Origin of the sequence: Mucilaginibacter sp. PAMB04168 (assembly GCF_039634365.2) — a bacterium.
GTDB lineage: Bacteria > Bacteroidota > Bacteroidia > Sphingobacteriales > Sphingobacteriaceae > Mucilaginibacter.
Genome location: NZ_CP155079.2, coordinates 2,210,398 through 2,231,953, shown reverse-complemented (window position 1 = coordinate 2,231,953; position 21,556 = coordinate 2,210,398). Strand labels below are relative to the sequence as shown.

21 protein-coding genes are annotated in these 21,556 nt (G+C 42.4%); 3 read left to right on the top strand and 18 right to left on the bottom strand.

All coding sequences use genetic code 11. From position 1 onward, the window contains the following. Nucleotides 1–39 precede the first annotated feature (39 nt). Nucleotides 40–450, bottom strand: a complete 411-nt coding sequence (arfB, locus tag ABDD94_RS09630; RefSeq protein ID WP_345955676.1) for an alternative ribosome rescue aminoacyl-tRNA hydrolase ArfB — start codon at nucleotides 448–450, stop codon at nucleotides 40–42. Between the two features lie 66 nt (nucleotides 451–516). Between arfB and cmk the strand changes: the two genes are divergently transcribed. Continuing rightward, on the top strand, nucleotides 517–1,194 hold the full coding sequence (gene cmk / locus ABDD94_RS09625) for a (d)CMP kinase (protein WP_345955675.1): 678 nt from the start codon (nucleotides 517–519) through the stop codon (nucleotides 1,192–1,194). On the opposite strand, the gene ABDD94_RS09620 is transcribed toward cmk, so the two are convergent. Beyond that, nucleotides 1,184–1,660 (bottom strand): dCMP deaminase family protein, encoded by a 477-nt coding sequence (locus tag ABDD94_RS09620; RefSeq protein WP_345947835.1) that lies wholly within the window; start codon nucleotides 1,658–1,660, stop codon nucleotides 1,184–1,186. The genes cmk and ABDD94_RS09620 overlap by 11 nt on opposite strands. Before the next feature lie 6 nt (nucleotides 1,661–1,666). Further along, nucleotides 1,667–3,274 carry an MFS transporter gene (locus ABDD94_RS09615; protein ID WP_345955674.1) on the bottom strand — a complete coding sequence of 536 codons (1,608 nt, stop codon included), beginning with the start codon at nucleotides 3,272–3,274 and terminating at the stop codon, nucleotides 1,667–1,669. Between the two features lie 152 nt (nucleotides 3,275–3,426). On the opposite strand from ABDD94_RS09615, the gene ABDD94_RS09610 reads away from it, so the two are divergent. Continuing rightward, complete coding sequence (locus ABDD94_RS09610) at nucleotides 3,427–4,083, top strand: LysE family transporter (RefSeq protein ID WP_345955673.1); 657 nt, start codon at nucleotides 3,427–3,429, stop codon at nucleotides 4,081–4,083. 66 nt (nucleotides 4,084–4,149) lie between these two features. Next, nucleotides 4,150–4,671 carry a hypothetical protein gene (locus ABDD94_RS09605; RefSeq protein WP_345955672.1) on the top strand — a complete coding sequence of 174 codons (522 nt, stop codon included), beginning with the start codon at nucleotides 4,150–4,152 and terminating at the stop codon, nucleotides 4,669–4,671. An 85-nt stretch (nucleotides 4,672–4,756) separates the two neighbouring features. On the opposite strand, the gene ABDD94_RS09600 is transcribed toward ABDD94_RS09605, so the two are convergent. From ABDD94_RS09600 to ABDD94_RS09530, 15 genes are all read right to left on the bottom strand, one after another. Continuing rightward, nucleotides 4,757–6,664: an amidophosphoribosyltransferase gene (locus ABDD94_RS09600; RefSeq protein ID WP_345947839.1), complete on the bottom strand. Its 1,908-nt coding sequence runs from the start codon at nucleotides 6,662–6,664 to the stop codon at nucleotides 4,757–4,759. Nucleotides 6,665–6,795: 131 nt separating this feature from the next. Beyond that, a complete protein-coding gene (locus tag ABDD94_RS09595) occupies nucleotides 6,796–8,298 on the bottom strand; it encodes an NADH-quinone oxidoreductase subunit N (RefSeq protein WP_345955671.1) in 1,503 nt (500 codons plus the stop codon). 3 nt (nucleotides 8,299–8,301) lie between these two features. Further along, the gene (locus ABDD94_RS09590; protein WP_345955670.1) at nucleotides 8,302–9,900 is read right to left on the bottom strand and encodes an NADH-quinone oxidoreductase subunit M; all 1,599 of its coding nucleotides are present in this window, start codon (nucleotides 9,898–9,900) and stop codon (nucleotides 8,302–8,304) included. A 5-nt stretch (nucleotides 9,901–9,905) separates the two neighbouring features. Continuing rightward, nucleotides 9,906–11,963 (bottom strand): NADH-quinone oxidoreductase subunit L, encoded by a 2,058-nt coding sequence (locus ABDD94_RS09585; protein ID WP_345955669.1) that lies wholly within the window; start codon nucleotides 11,961–11,963, stop codon nucleotides 9,906–9,908. Further along, nucleotides 11,960–12,466 (bottom strand): TonB-dependent receptor plug domain-containing protein, encoded by a 507-nt coding sequence (locus ABDD94_RS09580; RefSeq protein WP_345955668.1) that lies wholly within the window; start codon nucleotides 12,464–12,466, stop codon nucleotides 11,960–11,962. Before ABDD94_RS09580 ends, ABDD94_RS09585 begins: the two co-directional genes overlap by 4 nt. Nucleotides 12,467–12,471: 5 nt before the next feature. Continuing rightward, the gene (gene nuoK, locus ABDD94_RS09575) at nucleotides 12,472–12,777 is read right to left on the bottom strand and encodes an NADH-quinone oxidoreductase subunit NuoK (RefSeq protein WP_345955667.1); all 306 of its coding nucleotides are present in this window, start codon (nucleotides 12,775–12,777) and stop codon (nucleotides 12,472–12,474) included. Continuing rightward, on the bottom strand, nucleotides 12,774–13,322 hold the full coding sequence (locus ABDD94_RS09570; protein ID WP_345955666.1) for an NADH-quinone oxidoreductase subunit J: 549 nt from the start codon (nucleotides 13,320–13,322) through the stop codon (nucleotides 12,774–12,776). Before ABDD94_RS09570 ends, nuoK begins: the two co-directional genes overlap by 4 nt. After that, on the bottom strand, nucleotides 13,319–13,912 hold the full coding sequence (locus ABDD94_RS09565; protein WP_345955665.1) for a 4Fe-4S binding protein: 594 nt from the start codon (nucleotides 13,910–13,912) through the stop codon (nucleotides 13,319–13,321). The genes ABDD94_RS09570 and ABDD94_RS09565 overlap by 4 nt, the downstream gene beginning before the upstream one ends. 101 nt (nucleotides 13,913–14,013) lie before the next feature. Next, a complete protein-coding gene (nuoH, locus tag ABDD94_RS09560) occupies nucleotides 14,014–15,084 on the bottom strand; it encodes an NADH-quinone oxidoreductase subunit NuoH (RefSeq protein WP_345955664.1) in 1,071 nt (356 codons plus the stop codon). Nucleotides 15,085–15,290: 206 nt separating this feature from the next. Continuing rightward, nucleotides 15,291–16,118: a glutamate racemase gene (gene murI, locus ABDD94_RS09555; protein ID WP_345955663.1), complete on the bottom strand. Its 828-nt coding sequence runs from the start codon at nucleotides 16,116–16,118 to the stop codon at nucleotides 15,291–15,293. A 62-nt stretch (nucleotides 16,119–16,180) separates the two neighbouring features. Continuing rightward, nucleotides 16,181–16,693: an OmpH family outer membrane protein gene (locus tag ABDD94_RS09550; protein ID WP_345947849.1), complete on the bottom strand. Its 513-nt coding sequence runs from the start codon at nucleotides 16,691–16,693 to the stop codon at nucleotides 16,181–16,183. A gap of 49 nt (nucleotides 16,694–16,742) precedes the next feature. Next, entirely contained in the window at nucleotides 16,743–17,273 is a 531-nt protein-coding gene (locus ABDD94_RS09545; protein ID WP_345947850.1) for an OmpH family outer membrane protein, read from the bottom strand. A gap of 9 nt (nucleotides 17,274–17,282) precedes the next feature. Further along, nucleotides 17,283–19,829, bottom strand: coding sequence for an outer membrane protein assembly factor BamA (bamA, locus tag ABDD94_RS09540; RefSeq protein ID WP_345955662.1), 2,547 nt, complete (start codon nucleotides 19,827–19,829; stop codon nucleotides 17,283–17,285). A gap of 61 nt (nucleotides 19,830–19,890) precedes the next feature. Next, the gene (locus ABDD94_RS09535; protein ID WP_345947852.1) at nucleotides 19,891–20,631 is read right to left on the bottom strand and encodes an isoprenyl transferase; all 741 of its coding nucleotides are present in this window, start codon (nucleotides 20,629–20,631) and stop codon (nucleotides 19,891–19,893) included. A 309-nt stretch (nucleotides 20,632–20,940) separates the two neighbouring features. Further along, nucleotides 20,941–21,456, bottom strand: a complete 516-nt coding sequence (locus tag ABDD94_RS09530) for a biopolymer transporter ExbD (protein ID WP_345955661.1) — start codon at nucleotides 21,454–21,456, stop codon at nucleotides 20,941–20,943. Between the last annotated feature and the right edge of the window lie 100 nt (nucleotides 21,457–21,556).

Here is a 21,556-nt window from a genome sequence, read left to right as displayed (position 1 = left end):
TATTAAGCAGTTTTTGCCTCCATCCACACAAAAGTTTACTTAATAGTCTCTGCCCGACTGCCTGAGTTGCTTTTTTACCGACTGTAGGCGCTTTTGTTCCATACGTTTGGCTTTGGCCTGTTTGCTTACCTTGGTTGGCTTACGTAATTTTGGTTGATGAAGTGCTTGGATAAGCATGGAAATCAATTTATCCATGGCCCTTTCTTTATTCATAAGCTGGCTCCGCTCCTCCTCACTTATAACTTGTACCAAGCCATCTCTATTAAAACGAACTTGTAGTTTGCTGACAAGGCGGGCTTTTTGTTCATCAGTAAATAATACCGACTGCTGTATATTAAAAAGCAGTTCTACTTTGGTTGATACTTTATTTACATTTTGCCCCCCTTTTCCACCACTTCTGGACGCTTTATAAATAACCTCTTTTTGAAGCTCGGCTTTAGAAAAGTTCATTGTTCAAAACTAAGTTTAATTGCTTAACCGCAAAAATTTAGCGCATTTTTGTACCTTAGCACCACGATGAGCAAAAACATTGTGGTGGCTATTGACGGTTATTCCTCATGTGGAAAAAGTACCTTAGCCAAAGCCTTAGCCAAGAAACTCCATTTTATATACGTTGATAGTGGCGCTATGTACCGCGCCGTAACCCTATACTTTTTACGTAACCATGTTAACATTGCAGATGCTGAACAGGTTACCGCAGCTTTGCAGAACATTCACCTGAATTTCCATTCACGCGATTATCAAACACACATTACGCTAAACGGCGAAGAGGTATCAGACGAGATTCGCTTAATGCCGGTATCCGAAAATGTAAGTCCTGTGTCGGCTATACGGGAAGTACGTAAAGAGATGGTTGCCCAGCAGCAGCGCATGGGCAAGTCAAAAAACATTGTAATGGATGGCCGCGATATTGGCACCGCAGTTTTCCCTAATGCACAGGTGAAATTATTTATGACGGCCGACCCTAAGGTACGTGCCGAACGCCGTTACAGGGAATTGCTGCCTAACAATCCGGATATCACCCTCGAAGAAGTATTTGAAAACATTGCCCACCGCGATTACTCAGATACTACCCGCAAGGAAAGTCCGCTTATGCGTGCCGAGGATGCCGTCATCCTGGATAACACTAACATTACGCCAGACGAACAGCTGGCCTTTGCATTAGAAAAAGTACAGCCCTTTCTTAAAAACTAACGCTATTGCTTTCGGCCTCAAACTTGAGCGCCTGCACACCAAAGCGATTTAAAAAGTCTACCCCTTCATCGCTGGTTAAACCCTTGTATTCTGCATAAGAGTGCTGATAATATACCTTGGTTATGCCTGCTGAGTAGATAAGCCGTGCGCATGGCAAGCATGGCGACAGGGTAGTGTACATAGTGGCGCCCTCTAACTTTGCGCCATTTTTCACTGCGTAAAGTATGGTGTTTTCTTCGGCATGGAGGGCCAGTGAGCAGCTTCCCCGGGCATCGCGCGGACAACCGGTTTCGGGCCATTCCTCGTCGCAGTTGTGGGTACCCGCAGGCGGACCATTATAGCCTACGGATATAATACGGGTATCCTTGGTGAGCACCGCTCCTACCTGCGCTTTTACACAATGCGAACGCTTGGCAAAATCATTGGCCAGGTTCATAAATATTTGGTCGAACGAAAGCTTACTCATAAATTCTTAGTGCCCGCCGCTGGCTTCAACATGGTCCAGGTCAATACCCTGCTTACGCAGTTCGCGACTCACCTTCCAGGCAAAGAACGCCAGGTAAGCAAAACCTAATACCGGTACAATGTAAGACAGGTGTATGCCGCTCGTATCAGCCAGTATACCCTGGACCGGTGGAATAATAGACCCGCCCAAAATCATCATGATCAAAAATGCCGACCCTTGGCTGGTATACTTACCTAACCCTGTGATGGCCAATGCAAATATTGATGGCCACATTATAGAACAGCACAAGCCGCCGCTGATGAATGCAAAAGTGGCCACAATGCCTGTAGTAACTAATCCTACTAACATAAAGGCAACACCCAGTAAACCAAATACAGTCAGCGTGCGGGCCGGCTTTTGCTTACCTAAAAAGAAAGCCAGAACTAATACAGCAACGCATATAGCATAAGGGAAAAGATGATCTACCTTTGAGCCAGTTAAGTGATTGATAAATAATATTGCGGCAAAGGCCACAAACGGAATGATTACTGTTAATACATTCTTAAGCAAAGGCTTAAGGTTGAATGCCCCTACCGAACCTGCCCAACGGCCAATCATTAAGCTACCCCAATACAGCGATATAAATGGCGCTATGTCTTTTTCATTATATCCGCCAAAGGCAGGTAATTTTAGTAATGCCCCCATGTTGCTTTGAATAGTAACTTCGGTGCCTACATAGGTAAAAATGGCTATCATACCATAAATTAATTGCGGATAACGCATAGCCCCCCAGCCTTCACTGTTCTTTTGTGCCGAAAGCAGTGAGCTGATCAGTGTAGATAGGATGATTAAAAGTGACGCATATACAAAGTAAGGCTGCGATAGGCCTGTGGCGTTGCTTAACGGACCAGCAGCCAATATCAAACAAAAAGCAATAAATATAATACCCAATGGCTTGTTGGCTTTACTGCTTTGCTCTATCTTTTCATCACTGGTAACTTTTGGCAACTTGGATACCCAGAAAAAGCCCGCAACTGCAATGAATAGACCTGCCAATATGTAGTAAAGGTTGTTTACCGAAGCAATATCAACTTTAACATTTGCATCGCCCTTAGCTGTTCCAAAAAGCATCAACGCTACCACAACAGGCCCCATTAAACCACCAATGTTGTTAATGGAACCAGCAAAGCTTAAGCGGCTAGCGCCGGTTTCTGGCGGGCCTAAGGCAATTACAAAAGGGTTTGCTGCTGTTTGTTGCAAAGAAAATCCAACTGCAATAACAAAGAAAGAAGCTAGTATGAAACCAAAGCTGCCCGAGCCAATGGCAGGCACCATAACCAGGGCACCAACGGCTGATATGACCAGGCCGAGAATAATACCATTTTTATAACCGAGTTTGTTTAATATATCAACCCGGCTAGCCTGCGATGCAAAATAGAGTATTAACGAGCCAATAAAGTAACCACCGTAAAACGTAAAGTCAATAAGCTGCGACTCAAATTGTGTTAAACTAAAATGTGTTTTGCAAAAAGGAATAAAAATGCCGTTTGAGGCAGCTAAAAATCCCCAGAAAAAAAAGACAGTAATTAATGTGTATAAGGCTGAGCCGTAGTTCTTAGTATTATTTTGCTCCATATTAAGCGGTTGTTAAGGGGCTTTTAAGTGTGCTAACATAGTTCAATTTTTGTAAATAATACTCATACTTTTACAACTAATCGTCAACATTTTTAAGTTTTTTTGTTTTAAGAGATAAGTTGCATATTCGCCGGGCTTAATTTATATCTGTAATGATTGAAGCTATTATTTCGGGGATTGGTATTGGCTTAGTGCTGACGTTTATTACCGGCCCTGTTTTTTTTGCGCTGATAAAAACGAGCATTGAAAAGGGATTTCATGCAGGCGCAGCTTTGGCATTGGGGGTAGTAAGCAGCGATGTGGTGTTTGTAGGTGCCATTATATTTGGCTCGCAGTTGTTTGAAGTGTCCGACAAGGCTAAAGTGTGGCTGGGGGTAGTTGGCAGTGTGATACTGCTTATTATAGGTACCCACTATTTAACCAAAAAGGCCGAGGTAAGCTATAATATGCACACGCCGCCCACTGTGAATAGAGCTGGCTACTTTTTTAAGGGGTTCTTAATGTGCATATTTAACCCTACCCTGCTCTTTCATTGGATTACTGTTATAGGAACAGCCAGTACCGTTTATCATGAGGGTATACCTAACCGCCAGCTTAAAATTGCTGTTATGTTTTTAACAATTTTGCTGGTTCAATTTGGCATGGATGTAGTTAAAGCTTTTTATGCCAATAAACTGCGTGATAAAATTTCGGTCAAGCTGGTGCATCAACTTAATTATGTGGCCGGCGCGGCGCTAATTATTGCTGCTATTGTTATTTTCGACAGATTGGTTACCCATATCGTGTTCTCGCCTATGCCTGCCGGCTAAGGCTTGCCTGTTAGTCAAAACACAATAGCCGGTTAACAGTTGTAATATATACCTAACATCGCCGATATGAGAAAGTATATTATTTTAGCTATTATGACGCTAAGTTGCCTCACCAACAGTTTTGCGCAAAGCCAGCAGGAAACTTTAAGACTCTTTTTACCATCTGAATATAATTGGAAGCTCGGTTCAGACCAGGAAAGTGGTAAGAACCGTATGATGGAGCTGATCCCCAAAAATGAGACCTTAAATAACTGGAGCATTGTTGTAACTACAGTGAGCATGAAAGGTGTTAAGAACATGAAACTTGACCCTATCATGAATGCAATATTCAAAAAAACGAAGAGCAGAACGCCACAATCCAAGCTCAGGATAATTGAGCGTAAGGACAGCGGCACCAACCCCTGGATAATCTTTAAGATCGAACCTGGGTTAAACGTAAAAAATCCGGAGTCGCAACTCTACTATATCTTTCAAGGCAACCAAAATCTCTATAACAACTTTGTAGCCGTAAAAAAAGATATGCTGGGACCCTTACTTGTAGAAAAATGGACCAAAGCTTTCAAGGCCAGCAAGCTTGTTTACAAATAGCCAGCAAGATTATTAAAGGCATATAAAAGCAAAAAGGACCACAGTTGGTAAAACTGTGGTCCTTTTTGCTTTTCAACGTCGCAGCTTACATGTAAGCGCGTTGGTTTTTACCTTCCATCCAATTTACAAAGGCGCGGTTTACCACTTTGTTACCACCCGGTGTTGGGTAATCACCGCTAAAATACCAGTCGCCCAAATGGTCGGGACAAGCTTTATGTAAATTATCCAGCGTTTGGTATATCACCTGCACTTCAGCCTTTACTTCAGCAGGCGTTATAATTTTTGCAATACGGTCTGATACCTGTTGATCGGTAAAAGGCGCATAAATGGCTTTCACATGGTTTTCAACCTGCTCTTTAGGCAATGCGCTGCTGGCTTTAGCCTTTTGGTAAGCATCCAAAATAATATCTTCCTGGCCGGTTTCTTTTAAAAGGCTAATTGCCGCTTCAAAAGCCACAAACTCGCCCATACGAGACATGTCAATGCCATAGCAATCCGGGTAACGTATTTGCGGTGCTGATGATACTATAACAATTTTTTTAGGCCCCAGGCGATCCATAATCTTCAGGATGCTTTGCTTAAGCGTTGTGCCACGTACAATAGAATCGTCCAGTAATACCAATGTATCGGTTCCTTTGTTTATCAGGCCGTAAGTAGTATCATAAACATGGGCTACCATCTCGCCACGGTCGGCATCCTGCGTAATAAAGGTGCGTAGTTTCACATCTTTAATGGCAATTTTCTCAACCCTTGGTGCCAGGCTCAATACTTCGCTTAACTCCTCATCAGTAATTTTATCGTCCCTGTTCAGCAGTCGATCGCGCTGGTATTGTTTAACATATTTATTTACGCCCTCTACCATGCCATAAAAAGCAGTTTCGGCAGTATTAGGGATGTAAGAAAACACGGTATTTTTGATATCGTTATTAACCTCTTCCAAAATCTGGTTACACAATAACCGGCCTAATTGCTTACGCTCCCGGTAAATCGACGCGTCGCTGCCACGAGAAAAATAGATCCGCTCAAATGAACATGCCTTTTTTACCTTCGGCTCGCTAAACTGCTCTTCAGATACCTTACCACTTTTTTTGATGATAAGCGCGTGCCCGGGTTGTATCTCTTTAATCTTCTCAAGCGGAATATTAAAGGCTGTTTGTATAGCAGGACGTTCAGAGGTAGCTACCACAATTTCATCGTCGGCGTAATAAAACGCCGGCCGAATACCAGCCGGATCTCGCATAATGAAGGCGTCGCCGTGACCTATAATACCGGCAATGGTATAACCACCATCCCAGTTCTTGGCCGATTTTTTTATGATCTTGGCTACATCCATGCTATCAGCAATCATCTTACTGATCTCTATATTGTCATCATTACCTTCCCGCTTGAATTGGTCAAACAGGCCCTGAACTTCGGTGTCCAAAAAGTGTCCTATTTTTTCCAGTACGGTTACAGTATCGGCTTTTTCTTTTGGATGCTGACCTAATTCATATAACTGTTCCAGTAATTCATCAACATTAGTCATGTTAAAGTTACCGGCAATTACCAGGTTTCGGGTCATCCAATTGTTCTGACGTAAAAACGGGTGACAACTTTCGATGCTGTTTTTGCCGTGCGTACCGTAGCGCAGGTGGCCCAACAGCACTTCGCCGGTGAAGCTGATGTTTTCTTTCAACCAATCGGCATCCTTCATCCTTTCGGGAAATTCCTTTTCTACATCCGCAAATTTCTTCTGGATGTATTCGAAGATGTCGGCTACCGCGTTGCTGGCCATTGAGCGGTGACGGCTAATGTACCGTTTACCAGGCTCAATATCCAGTTTAATGGTGGCGACGCCCGCGCCATCCTGGCCGCGGTTATGTTGCTTTTCCATTAAAAGGTATAGCTTATTTAAACCGTAAAGTGCAGTACCGTACTTCTGCTGGTAGTATGAGAGGGGCTTTAAAAGACGTATAAAAGCAACACCGCATTCATGCTTAATCTGATCGCTCATGATTTTAAATGAAGCCACGAAAGTACAACTTTTTCTTATTCGTTTCGCGTGTAATTGTCATGCGAAAGCATAAAAAGCGTGCTGGTGTTATTTTTACGAATATTACAATTAACAGGGCTACCGCACCGATGTTACAACAAATTGGCCAACCAGTCCGGAAAAATCCCTAATAAAATTACCACCGCCGTAATCGTCACAATCATGATAAGCAGGTACTTAGAGGTGGCCGAAAAATCAGCTTCCTCATTATCACCCTTCTTCAAAAAAAGGAATAATGGGATTTTGATATAATAAAACAAAGAGACTACTGTGGTAACCGCCCCTGTGATGAGCAAAGCCAACAACATTGGATTATGCCCATTTTGATAAACTGAATAAACTGATGAGAACACCAGCAGTTTACCATTAAAACCAGCCGAAACTGGTATACCCGTTAACGAAACAAGCAATAGTACAAAACATACCGAGGCAATGGGATACTTTGCCCCCAGTCCTTTATAATCTTCCAGGGCATGTGCCTGCATAGTATTAGCAAAATAACTGGCCAAGGCCAGCACGCCAATATTAGCTAAAGCATATACAGCAAGGTAAAAGTTAAGCGCGTTAATGCCTTGCGCATTAAACGTTACAATAGCCATTAAAGCAAATCCTGTGTGCCCAATGCTGGAATAAGCCAGCAGGCGCTTTATATTTTGCTGCCATACTGCAGCAAAATTTCCGGCTATCATGGTGATAATGCCTGCAGCCGATAAGATGAGACTAAGGTCCAGTTGTTTCCACCCTGAATTGTAAGTAAACGGCGTTAAAAAAGTTATCAGTAAACCAAAGCCGGCTATTTTAGGCAAGGTTGAAAGATATGCCGTAACTGGTGTACTGGCCCCTTGGTATACATCTGGCACCCAAAAGTGCAACGGCACAAACGATAGCTTAAAGCCAATACCGGCCAGTATAAGCAGTATAGCCAGTGCTGCCATCATTTTATCAGCCTGCTGTAGGTTGCCAATAAACCGTGCATCAAACAAGTTCAGCGTTCCGGTGAGGCCATATACTAAGGATGTACCATATAACATCACAGCAGATGCAGCCATGCCAAAAAGTACATACTTCAAACCGGCCTCAGCACTAAGCGCGCTTTCTGTACGGTAAGCTACCAACAAATAAGAGGCTATAGACACCATCTCTATAGATAAGAACATCGTTAGCAACGTGGCCGACATTACCATTAAATGCAAACCTAATACCGAGGCCACTATAATAGTATAAGCATCGCCCATACCCTTTTTGTGCATTTTAAATTGGTTATCCCAACGGAAATACAATAACAGTACAAAGGCCAGTACGTCCATCACCATTTTTAGCACGATGTTGCTATGGTGCAAAATAAGATTACCGTTAAATAGCAGTTGTGCTTCCTGCTTGAAAATGATGTATTGGCCCCAGTCGGCAGCCAGCACCAGCAATATGCCTGCACAGGCTAACATGCGGCAGGCATTGCCTCTGTTTTTGGGGTAAAAAAGGTCGGCAATTAACACCAGTAAAAACAAAGCACCTAAACAAATCTCGGGTTTAAACAGCGGCAGGCTGCCGAGCAAGTCGTTTATTTGTGTTGATATATTGGGCAAGAGGTGCTGCATCACTTAACGAACCATCTGTTTTGTAAATTCGACTACGGCCAGCACCGAGTCATTAATTTTGCTGAACACCAGTGAGGGCATTATACCTAATGCCAGCGCTAAAATTGCCAGTGGGAACAAAGCCAGCTTTTCGCGTATATGCAAACCCGTTAAAGCTTGTTTCCAGCTTTCGCCTCCTTTTAGCAACTCTTTGCCAAAAAACATGCGTTGCAGCGTCCATAAAAAATATGCGGCACTTAGTAAAATACCTATGGATCCGCATACTGCCATCCAGTTTGGAATAACCGTTGATTTAAAAGCACCAGCCAGCGAAAAAGCTTCGGCAATAAAAGCCGAAAAACCAGGTAGGCCTAATGACGCAAAAAAAGCGATCATTACATAAGTGGTGTATTGTGGCATAACGGTAGCCAATCCACGGAAGTTATATATATCCCGGTCGTGTACCCGGTTGTATATAACGCCGACTAGGAAGAACAACATGGATGATAAGAAGCCGTGACTGATCATCTGCATCATAGCGCCGCTCACCCCTTCGGCTGTTTGCGAAGCCAAACCTAACAATACAAAGCCCATGTGCGAAACGGATGAATAAGCGATTAGCCTTTTTAGATCGCGCTGTGCCAAGGCATTTAAGGCGCCATATATTATCGAAACAACGCCCAGCAAACCAAGCCAAAACGCACCGGAAGCTGCCACTTCGGGGAAGATACCCATACATATACGGATGATGCCGTAGCCGCCTATTTTTAGCAACACACCCGCTAAAATAATAGATACCGGTGTAGGCGCCTCAACGTGCGCATCGGGCAACCAGGTGTGTAAAGGTACAACCGGCACCTTGATGGCAAAAGCAATGAAGATCACTACAAAGCCCACTACTCTTGCCGGCATTCCGAACAGCGTTTGATGGCTTAGCACAGAGAACACCGAACCTTGCTGATAATTAGCCGGGTTCATCATGTGTATGATGTTAAAGGTATGGTTGCCGGTTGCCGGATCGGTAACTGACAGGTACAGGCCCACCATAATTAAGAGCATGAACACTGAGCCAAACAGCGTGTACAAAAAGAACTTAATAGCCGCATACTCGCGCCTTACCCCACCCCACATACCAATAAGAAAGTAAAGCGGCAGCAACATGAGCTCATAAAACAGGTAAAATAAGAAAAAATCAAGCGCGCAGAATACCCCGGCAACAGCCATATCCAGCAGCAGGAACAATACGAAAAAACCTTTCAGGTTTTGTTTAATCTCCCATGAGGCCAGTACCGCTATCACCATTACAACAGCCGTCATTACCAGCATTAATACCGATATGCCATCAATACCTACAAAGTAATCAATCTGCATATGGCCGGCATTGCCTAAGTTCAAACTAATCCATGGCGTTTTTTGTACTAACTGAAACTGACTTTCATTATTAACGCCAGCATAAGCTGCACCTGTTTTAAAGTTCAAGTATATAAATACGCTCAGCGCTAACTGTATGATAGTTGCAGCAAGCGTTATATATTTAAAAATTTGCTTAAACGATGATGGAAGCAGCAGAATAAGCAAACCGAAAAGGGCAGGTATAAATATGAATAAGGTTAATATATTCATCAGGTTCAGATCAGTAATTTAATGATAAACAGGGTTAGTATTAAGGCCAGCATGCTATATAAATAGTATTGCACTTTGCCGCCTTGAAAACCACGGAAAAAATTGCCTATTGCTTTAACTAACAGGGCCAAAAAGTGCAAAGTACCGTCAACAATATAACGGTCAGTCCAGGCGGTGAGGCTGGCTAGCAGGCCGCTGGCTTTTTGTAAAAAATTTATAACGCCATCAATAACCTGGCGATCAAACCAAAACAAGGCGTTGCTTAATAATAATACGGCTTTCACTACGGTATTTTGATAGAAGGTATCAATATACCAATGATGGTATGAAAGCTTGAATAAAAAGTTGGTTTGACTAAATACCAGTTTGCGTTGCTGAATATAAACTGCAAAAGCCCAATAAGCTACAAAAACGCTCAATATGTTTATGGCAACTGGAATAATGGTATGATAGATGTTTTCGCGTGCCATGTAATCAGCCGGCCGTAAACCTTTAAATAACCAGGCATGTTCATACAATAACGGATGCAGTGAAAGCAACGGGAACAAGCAACAAAGCGTTAAAAAAACCAGTGGTATACGAAAGCCCCAACTGCCATCGCCAATATGAAGTTGCATGTCAGGCAGTATTTCCTTAAGCCTGAACTCTCCAAAAAACACTTTAAACAGTAAACGGGCTACATAAAAAGCGGTAATGCAACTGGTAACTAAAATACTGATGGGCACAATTTTGTATGCCCAGCTCTTATTTTCGGCCCATTCAAATGCCTGTATTAGTATACCATCCTTAGAGAGGTAGCCCGATGTAAGCGGCGCGCCAACCAAGGCCAAACAACCAACAAGCGTTGCAATAAATGTTAACGGCATCTTTTTACGCAAACCACCCATATACAAGATATTCTGCGGATCGATATCGAGTTGGTTTTCATCTTTAATGTGCTGCACCTCGTGTATAATAACACCTGCACATAAAAACAACAAACACTTAAAAAAAGCATGCGTAGCCAAATGAAAAAGCGACGAAGCATAGGCATCGATGCCCATTGCAGTAATCATGTATCCCAGTTGAGATATAGTTGAATATGCCAATATTCGTTTTAAATCATTTTGTGTAAGCGCTATGGTAGCTGCCAAAAACGCGGTAAAACACCCTACAATAGCCAGGGCGTTTAATTCATATATGTTAAATAGCGGGTAAACGCGCCCCAGCAAAAACACGCCGGCCGCAACCATGGTAGCTGCATGTATTAATGCAGAAACAGAGGTTGGTCCCTCCATGGCATCGGGCAACCAGGTATGCAGTGGAAACTGGGCCGATTTTGCAGCCACAGCCAAAAATATGCCTATAAATGCTATATACTGCCATACTTGAGGCATTTGACCTGTTGGGGCCAGCCAGATTCCATTTTGCAGGATAGATTTGACCACCAAGCCGTTTTGACCGAACAATTCAACTAAATCAAAAGTGTGGTATTGGGCAAACAGGATAATTATCGCTGAAAGCAATCCAATGTCACCTATCCTATTCATTATAAAGGCTTTTTTATTAGCCAGTACGGCACTGTCACGTGTAAACCAAAAGCCAATGAGCAGGTATGATGAAAAGCCTACTAATTCCCAAAAGGCATATACGAGTACTAAACTATCGACCACTACAAGAGCCAGCATACTGAAACAAAAGAAGCTGAGGTAAGTAAAATAGCGGTTTTGTTCAGCAGGTTTAATATAAGCTGTAGAATAGATATGTACCGGCAAGGCAATAACCGTAACCAGCAGCAACATAAATACCGACAGATTATTGAGCAATAAACCGCCGTAAACGTTACTTTGGCCAATAGTAAACCAAAGGTTACGAATATGTATCTGCTCAGCATTCCATACTTTGCCAAATACGGTTGCAGCCAGTATCACACTTGCCAAAACAGCCAATGCAGAAATCCACCCCGAAACCTTACCTGCCTTAGCAGGCAATAAAAAGTTCACAAGCGAAGCAACAAGCGGCAGTGCTACCGCCACAAGGGCGTAGTTAGTAATGGTTGCAGTATGTGATAAATCAGTAATCAAGGTTTGGTTGTGATTTTAACAATAGCTTTTTCGCCAGTTTTTGGTTTTTTGAACTCAACGCTTTTTATGGCACTTTTAGGAAGACTGAACACAGTGCCTGGAGTTTGCCTGGCAGAGTCTGCTGGTTGCCGACCGTTAATCAAATAACGGAAACTTGCCGTGTCAGACTTGTGTTTTAGATAGCGTTGTAGTTTAGCCGAAAATTCGGCCAGTTTATTCAAGGTTTTACGTTTAACGTACTTTTGCGTTTTTACTACTATCACACCATTTACGCCGTCATTGCCATACACTGCGGTACTGTTAGCGTCTTTTAAAATCTCAATCGATTCTATGTCGTTCGGATTTACTCCTGATAAGGCAGACACATCTTTTGTAACCACATCATCAATTACGTATAAGGGTTTTGGAGTGTTCTGATTGCTGGTGGTAATCACCATGTGATTATCCTGCGCTTTAACAACGCCAAAAGCAAATACTAAGGAAAAAATGTATACAAGCCTCATTTTACTTAGTCTTTTAATTGATTTACCTTGCCCGGATCAATAGTACCGTACCGCCTGTAAACATTCAATACAATAGCCAAAGCTACAGCCGTTGAGGCAGCAGCCAATACTATGGCAAACAAGGCAAATGCTTGCCCACCATTATCAAGTCTATCGAACTTACCAAAAGCTACCAGGTTAAGTATAGCAGCATTAAGCATCAGTTCTATGCCAATGAGTATCTGCACCGCATTTTGCTTAGACAGAATCATGTAAAGGCCTATGCAAAACAGCCCGGCACTTACTATCAGGTAATGAGTAAGTGTAATCATGCAGTCGCCTCCTTTCTTGACAAATGCGCTGCTCCTACTAATGCCATTAACAACAATATAGATATGGCCTCAAAGGGCAGCAGGTAATTGGTCATAAGATTAACGCCCAGGTTATTAATGGTGACATTTTGCGGCGTTATTAAATTCTGTTTTTCAACCGCTTGTTTTAACCAGGTGGCATCATCAACATGACCCCGCAAAAATATATAGGCCATCATTGCGAAAAACAAAATAGCAAGCAGCAAAGCCGGCAGATTATTAACAGCGATCAGCCGGTTTTTTTGCTGCTCCAAGGCGGCCAGCGACTCGCGCCCCGACAGCATGAATGCAAATAAGATCAGTACCAGTATACCGCCAACGTACACTACTATTTGGGTTACCGCCACAAAATCGGCCAGCGACAAAACGTATAAACCAGCCAGTGCAAACAGCGTTATAAAAAACATAAACACCGACCTTACCAGGTTCCGGCTGCCAGCTGTATACAAGGCTGAGCCGAGCGCAATAACAGCCATAACGTAAAACATTACAGTTACTAAATTCATGCACCACCCTCCTTAGCCTTCATGGCAGCTTGCTTGGCTGCTAACCGTTCAGCCTGCTGCACTTCAATTTCCTGCTTTTTTTCAGCTATAAGTTCGGGGCTCATGTCTGAGAAACTGTAAGTGAGGTCGCCTAATTGATATACGCTGCGATCGTATTGGTTAGTCATGGTAATGCACTCTGTTGGGCATACAACCGTACACAGACCGCAATACAGGCACTTAGCCATATCAATATCAAACTGCGCTGCATACAAGCGTTTGGTCGAACCATCCGAGGTTTGGCCTATGGCCTGCGTAGCTTTAATGGATTCAATGCTGATACAATCAACAGGGCAAATTTTGGCGCAAAGGTCGCAAACAATGCAGTCATCAATCTCCACATCCAACTGGTAACGTCCAACCTCGGGTATAGGCAGTTGTTGTTTGGGGTATTGTATGGTATTTGTGCCTTCCTCCAGCTGCTTAAAATAATTGTCTGATTTTACAGAAATAGTATTGCGTTTACCATTAGCACCCAAAAGATGGCGCAAGGTAAGTGCCAGGCCTTTCCAGGCCGTTATAAATGCGTTATATGTGTTTTTAATTAACAATTTCTTCTGTCCTGATTTTGTTGATTGATGAAATATTCAATTAACAATATACTCATAATTGATAGCTTGCCAGTTGTGCAAATTCACAACTTACAATTAAGTTACATTACCCACAAGCGCCATATGCCAGATATAATCATACACAAAAAAGCCAGCGGCGTTAAAACTTTCCAGCACAGGTCCATTAACTGATCAACCCGCAAGCGTGGCAATGTCCAGCGTATCCACATTTGAACGCCAACCAGCATCAGTGCTTTAAGTAACGTCCATAAAATTCCAAATCCAATACCTGTTGTCCAGTCGGCCAGTTTTATAGGGCCAATGTTAGGTAAGATAGTGTTCCACCCTCCTAAAAATAACACCACAGCTACCATCGATACTAAAAGCATCATCGAGTATTCGGCCAAAAAGACGAAAGCAAACCGGAGACCACTGTATTCGGTATGGAAACCAGAGACCAATTCAGATTCAGCTTCAGGTATATCAAAAGGCGCGCGGTTACTTTCGGCTAAAGATGCTATAAAGTAAATGACGAAAGCTACGATAAGATGCGGCGCTTTAAACACGTTCCAACTCAAAAAACCGCCTATATGTGTAACATCCCAAATGCCTAAAAACTTCACTTTCTCTTGTGAAAGTATGCCTTGCTGCATGGCAACCTGTTGCAAATCGAGCGTTTGTGAGATCATGACCACTGCAATAAGCGCAAAGCCGGCCGGAATTTCATAAGAAATTATTTGTGCCACCGACCGCATGGCCCCCAATATAGAATACTTGTTGTTGGATCCCCAACCGGCCATGATTATACCTAAAGATTCGATTGAGACGATAGCGAAAATGTAATATAAGCCGATATTTATTTTTGATGGTATGACATCAGGAGCCCAGGGCAAGGCAGCAAACCCAAGGTATACGGCAATAAATATGATTACAGGTGCAAGCATAAAAAGAACTTTATCGGCCGCGGCGGGCGTAATTAGTTCTTTTTGAAGCATTTTTAGTATATCTGCAATAGTTTGCAGCGACCCGAATTTGCCCGTCTCGGTAGGTCCTAAACGGTCTTGGATAAAGGCCGATAGCTTCCGTTCTGCGTAAACACCAAATAGTGTAAACACTGCTACAAAAGTAAACAGCCCAATGGCAACCAATATGTAAATGATATAAAAGCTCAATGCAAACCGATTTACAAAACGGTGCAAACTTAGCTATTTATGTTCAGAATGATAAGGGGCTGTTTAGAATTATTCTATCGTGGTGGTAGAGATTAGTTGATTAGTTAAAATTTCCAGTAGGCACCTTTGATTAAAAGAGAGCTAGCGTTTTAGACAACTCAACAATGAACTAATTAACCATTCAAGAACTTAACAATTTTGCCTTACTAAATAGCCACATACTCCGACTTAACCGGAGCTGAAAAGAAAAGTGAGGCGTGCTGATCGAACTCTTGGGTATCATCGGTGGTTGTAAAGAATCGTTTGACACCGTTTTGCGTAATATTGCTTTCCATTTCGGAGTGGCGTTTCAGGTAATCAACCAGGCTGTTAGCTACAATATCACCCTGGGCTACCACTTGAATGTTTTCTGGCAAGTACGCCTTTATCCTATCCTGCAATAATGGATAATGCGTACAGGCTAGCAATAAAGTATCAATGCTGGATGACTGGGCCAAAATTTGATCGAGGTATAGCTTGATGTAGTATTCGGCTCCAGGTTTGTTATACTCTCCATTTTCAATGAGCGGAACCCATAGAGGGCAAGCCTGCTGGTAAACCTTCACATCCGGAAAAAACTTGTTAATCTCAATGGCGTATGACCCCGACTGTACGGTACCCTTTGTACCCAAAACGCCAATCTCGCCACTTTGGCTATAGTCCCCAATTACTTCTGCCGTAGGCCTTATTACGCCAAGTACGCGTTTATTAGCATAGCCGTTTAACATATCACGCTGCTGAATAGTGCGTAATGCCTTAGCCGAGGCCGTATTACAAGCCAGTATAATAAGCGGGCATCCTTGCCCAAACAACCATTGTACACACTCCCATGTGTATTGATGAATGGTGTTAAATGAGCGGTTACCATACGGCGCACGGCTATTGTCGCCAAAATATATGTAATCGTAACCGGGCAGCTTTTCTGCAATAGATTTAAAAACGGTTAGCCCTCCTAAACCAGAATCGAAGATACCTATGGGCCGGGTTGACTGCATGGTGCAAAAATAAAAAAAGCGAGGGCAATGCCCTCGCTTTTAATTTCTAATATCACTTAATGTTATTTAACACCTAATTTCAATTTTACTGAGGCCATCAGGTCGTCACCAGCAGGCGATACGATTAGGCCGGTTGTACCTGAATCGATAACATAAGTATAACCTTTTTCTTTAGCTACTGCATTGATAGCTGCTTTAGCTTTATCGCTGATTGGTTTGAATAACTCAGCGCTTTTAGCTTGCACTTGTTGCTGAGCAGTGTTGTTGTAATCCTGTATACGTTTGTTGATGTCTTGTAACTCAGTTTCTGAAGCTGTACGTGCAGCATCCGTCATGGTTGCGCGGTTTTTTTCATATGCAGCGCCTTTAGTTTGAAACTCGTTTTGCATAGTGCTCAGTTGATCTACAAATGTTTTTTGGTAGGTCTGTAATTGAGCTTGTATCGGCTTTAAGTCAGGCATTGATTCAATTAACTGGTTAAAATCAATGTAGCCAATTTTAGTTTGTGCTTTAGCAAAACCCGCCGTCAATAACATAAATCCTGCTACTAAAGCAACTTTAAATAACTTTTTCATTTCTTCTTTTTGTCTGTGTTTAATCGTGTGCTATTTTAATCAAAAAATTTTACTTTGCAAAGGTGCCGGGTTTTAAACCCAGGCGCGTAACCACCGCATCGCTCTTGTTATAACGCGGGTTGGCATACAGCATCATCACTTCACTGTTCTTATCAAATACCATATCTAGGTTTTCGCCCTCGGCAACTGCTTGTATAGCTTTAGACACTCTTTCTTGAATAGGTTTAACCAAGCTGCTGCTGCGTTGTGAAAGTTCTCCGTCCGGACCAAACTTTGAACGCTGAAAATCCTTTGCTGCTTTCTCTTTGTCTACTATTTCGGCCTCACGGCGTTTTTTCATATCAGCGGTCATCAGCACCTGATCGGCCTGATAGGCTTTATATAAGCGGTCAATTTCCTGAAATCTGCCATCCACTTCGCGTTGCCATTGGTCTGACAGGGCTGCCAGCTGCTTTTGTGAAGAGGCATATTCGGGTATGTGACGCAAAATATAATCTGAATCAACATAAGCAAAACGCTGTGCCATTGCGCTTGCCAAGCCCATCAACGTAAATGTTAATGTAATCAGTAACTTTTTCATTCTCATAAATTAATTAAATCCACCATTTAAGCTTTGTGCGATAGAGAAGTGGAACTGCCCTTTATTAGCATCGCGTATTCCTGGAATCTTGTCGAAACCGTAACCGTAATCCAAGCCGAGTAAACCAAATATTGGCAAGAATATACGAGCGCCCACTCCTACTGAACGTCGGATATTAAACGGATTGTAATCTCTAAAATTGTTCCAGGTATTACCACCCTCAGCAAATGTAAGCAAGAAAATTGTTGCCGACTGACTTGCAATAACAGGGTAACGTAGCTCCATGGTAAATTTGTTATAAATAGGGCTACCCGGGTTATTATCGGCAGTATACTTACTACCCACAGGTACCAGCGAGAAGTTCTGATAACCACGTAAGCCTATGATCTCACTACCCTGCAGGAACTGGTAAGTAGCCATACCATCACCACCTAATTTAAACCGCTCAAACGGCGACTGGCCAACCTGTTTGTTGTAGCTGCCCAGGAAACCGAAACGGGTTTGCGACATCAAAACCAACTTGCCACTAATGCGGGTAAACCACTGCGCGTCAAATTTCCACTTATGGTACTCCACAAACTTGTAACGTTCTTCAGGAGTAGCAATACGATAGTTTGTATTGTTGAATAGTGAGTATGGCGGCGTTACCTGTAGTGTGAAGCGTATGTTTGAACCACTGGTTGGATAAATAGGCGCATCAACTGAGTTACGGCTAAACTCCTGCGTTAACTTAATGTTGAACGAAGTACCGTTAGAGAACAGGTAACCGGTAAAGTTATCCAGTTTATAATGGTCAAAGTTAAGCGAGTAATTTAACTGGAAATAGTTATCCGGCCAGTTTAAACGTTTACCCAATGTTACACCAATACCGTTTATACGCAGGTAATTGTAAAGCGGGTTGTCTTTTGCATAGAACTGACCAGTAGAGCTTAACTGCGTGTAGGCCGATAAGCTGAAGTAAATTGGCTTTTTACCACCTAACCATGGCTCAGAGAACGTAAACGAAAAGTTCTGGTAGTTTTTACCATTAGCCTGACCACGTAAACTTAATTTCTGACCATCACCTTTAGGCAGTGGTTTATAAGCTTTACCGTTGAAGAGGTTTCTAACCGAGAAGTTATTGAACGTTAAGCCCAGTGTACCCACCAGTTGCCCGCCACCAAAACCGCCCGAAAGCTCGATTTGATCTGACGGCTTTTCGACCACGTTGTAGATAATATCAACCGTGCCATCCTGTGGGTTAATGTTAGTAGGCTTAGGCTCTATCTTCTGCTCATCAAAATTACCTAATTGAGTAATTTGACGGGTACTGCGTACAATAAGTGATTTTGAGAACTTTTGGCCTGGCTTGGTTGCTAATTCCCGGCGCACTACCTTGTCGTTGGTTACATCGTTACCTTTAATAATTACCCGGTTGATAGTGTACTGTGCACCTTCGTAAATACGGATATTCAAATCAATCGTATCGTTATAAATACGTGTTTGTACAGCTTCTGAATTAAAGGTCAGGTATCCATCATCAAGATAAAGGGAATTGATATCCTGCCCATCAGGACCACCGCCATTTAAGCGTTTGCCCAACTCTTCTTCGCTAAATACATCTCCTTTTCCAATGCGCAGTATCTTATTAAGCACAGTTGATGAATAACGTGCATTACCGTTAAAGGTGATATTGCCAAAGTAATACTTGCGTCCCTCATACACTTTAAGCTTTACATTCACTGTACTCTCATTATGTTTCCAAACAGAATCGCTAACGATTTCGGCATCGCGGAAACCTTTGGCCTGCATTTTCGCAATTAACGCCTGCTTATCCTCTTCGTACTGATCTTGCTTAAATTTCTTGGAACCAAACAGGTTGTAAAACCTGCGCTTACGTGTCTTTGGTAAATATTTGCGCAGCTTGGCCGTGCTAAACTCTTTATTACCCTCAAATATTACATCGTTAATTTTAACCTTCTGTTTCTTATCGATAGCTACATTCAGGATAACGCTATTAGAGTCGGCCGGATCGCGCAGCTGCTTTATGTCAACGGTTGTGTTTAAGTATCCTTTCTCGTTGAAGTGTTTTTTAATGATGGCTGTTGTAGTGCTCAACAAGTTTTCATTTACTATTTTTCCGGTTTTGTCATTCAACTTTTTTTGAACGTCTTCAATTTCACCCTTACGAATACCGTTTAAGCGCAACCGTGATAAACGCGGGCGTTCAGTAACAAATAATTCAAGATCAACGGTGTCCAGGTTGATACGTGTGATGTTTAACTGCACATCATCAAATAACCCCTGCGACCACATGTTTTTTAAAACATTGGCCGAAGCCTCGCCAGGCAAATTGATACGGTCGCCTTTATTAATTTTGGCAATTTGTATCAATACATCCTTGTCGAGGTATTTGGTACCGGCAACGGTTATTTTACCTATTATATAATCCTTAGGGTTCAGATAACTTAAGCTATCGGCAGGAATAGAAGATTTGCTCAATCGGCTTCCCCCTATTTGGGCAAAAGCAGCAGCGCTCATCAATGAAAAAAGAATAGCAAAGAAAATTTTATTCATCCGAATATTTTGTGGTCGCTAAAGTAATTTAAACGTTTGTTAAATTTTGTTAAAAGAAAAATTAGTTCACCTGCTCACTGGTCTTTCCAAAGCGGCGTTCGCGTTTCTGATAATCCAAAATGGCCTCATAAAGGTCTTCGCGCCTGAAGTCGGGCCATAGTTTATCGGTAAAATACAACTCGGCATAGGCTATTTGCCATAGCAGGTAATTACTAATACGGTATTCGCCGCTTGTTCTAATCAGCAGTTCAGGATCGGGCAAGTTGTGGGTATACAAATTTTTTGCAAATACTTCTTCGGTAACATCTTCTGGCTTTAATGTACCCGCTTGCACTTGCTGTGCTATGTTCTGAGCAGCTTGTGTAAGTTCCCTGCGTGAGCTATAGCTTAAAGCCAGGGTAAGTACCAAGCCTGTATTGCCCGATGTTTTCTCGATAGCACTTTTCAACTCGCGGTGGCATTTGCCTGGCAGCATTTCCAAATCACCAATGGCGTTTAACTTTACGTTATTGCTCATTAGCTTTTTAATCTCTTTATTAATGGTTGCTATCAACAGCTCCATGATGGCAGTTACCTCAAAGCTTGGACGGTTCCAGTTTTCGGCCGAGAAGGTGTATAATGTAAGGTATTTAACCCCCAGCTCGCCGGCGCCTTCTACTACATCACGTACAGACACTACGCCATTATGATGACCAAACACGCGCAATTTGCCTTTGCCCTTAGCCCAACGGCCGTTACCATCCATAATGATAGCTACATGCTCAGGGAGCCGTGATAAGTCGATCTGTTCTTTATACCCCATAATACTAATGCTTAAAGCCTTGCAGTACGGCACGCAAGGCCCCGTTGCAAGAAGCCGTTAAGGCTGGTTCTGTAGCTACTATTATTTGTTTTGAGTTATACACTTTGTTGAAATAACCGGGTTCGAGCCAGATAAGCCTTATCAAATCCCATTTTTTTCAGGGAACAAAGGTAAAACTATACTTTGGTTTTTTTATTATACAGAAAACAAAAAGAAAATGTATTTGTAAGCCGCATAAGGCTTTATAAAAATGAGCAACAAAAAAGCCTGGCTTAATAGTCAGGCTGCAAACTAATAAAGATTGCTGATTTAATAAATAGATTGCTTTTTAAGCATATCGATATCTTGTGCCGATATATCAACAATAGCATATCTGGAGTTTTGGCTAATGTTCAGTTCGTCGAGCGTATTTACGAGATTGCCATAAACAGAATGATTACTGGGCTTAACCAACACTACCACATCTTTGCCTGTTGCAGCATAAATACGTTCTTTGACGTCAAGCAATGCCTTACGCAAGCCGTTTTTGCTAAAATCTAAAACAGATGGCGTTGCTTTTTCGGGCATACCCTGGTACAGTAGCACTTTATTATCCTTGCCTAAACACAGGGTAACTGTACGGCTCTGTGGTACAGGGTCACTTGGCCCGTCAACCGGCATGGCTAAATCCATGGCCCTGGGCTTGGTTAAAGTAGTGGTGAGCATAAAGAAGGTAACCAGCAGAAAAGCCAGATCAACCATAGCAGTGAGGTCTACACGCAGATTGTTGGTTTTGCGCACTTTTTTGTCACCATTTTTTTCGGGTGATGCATTTAGCTCGGCCATAATGGGTAAGTTTTAAAGGTTAAACAATTGGTTGTTAGTAGTTAAACGAATATAACTATTTAATTGTTCTCTTTTGCAAGCGTTAGATTTCCGCTTGTTT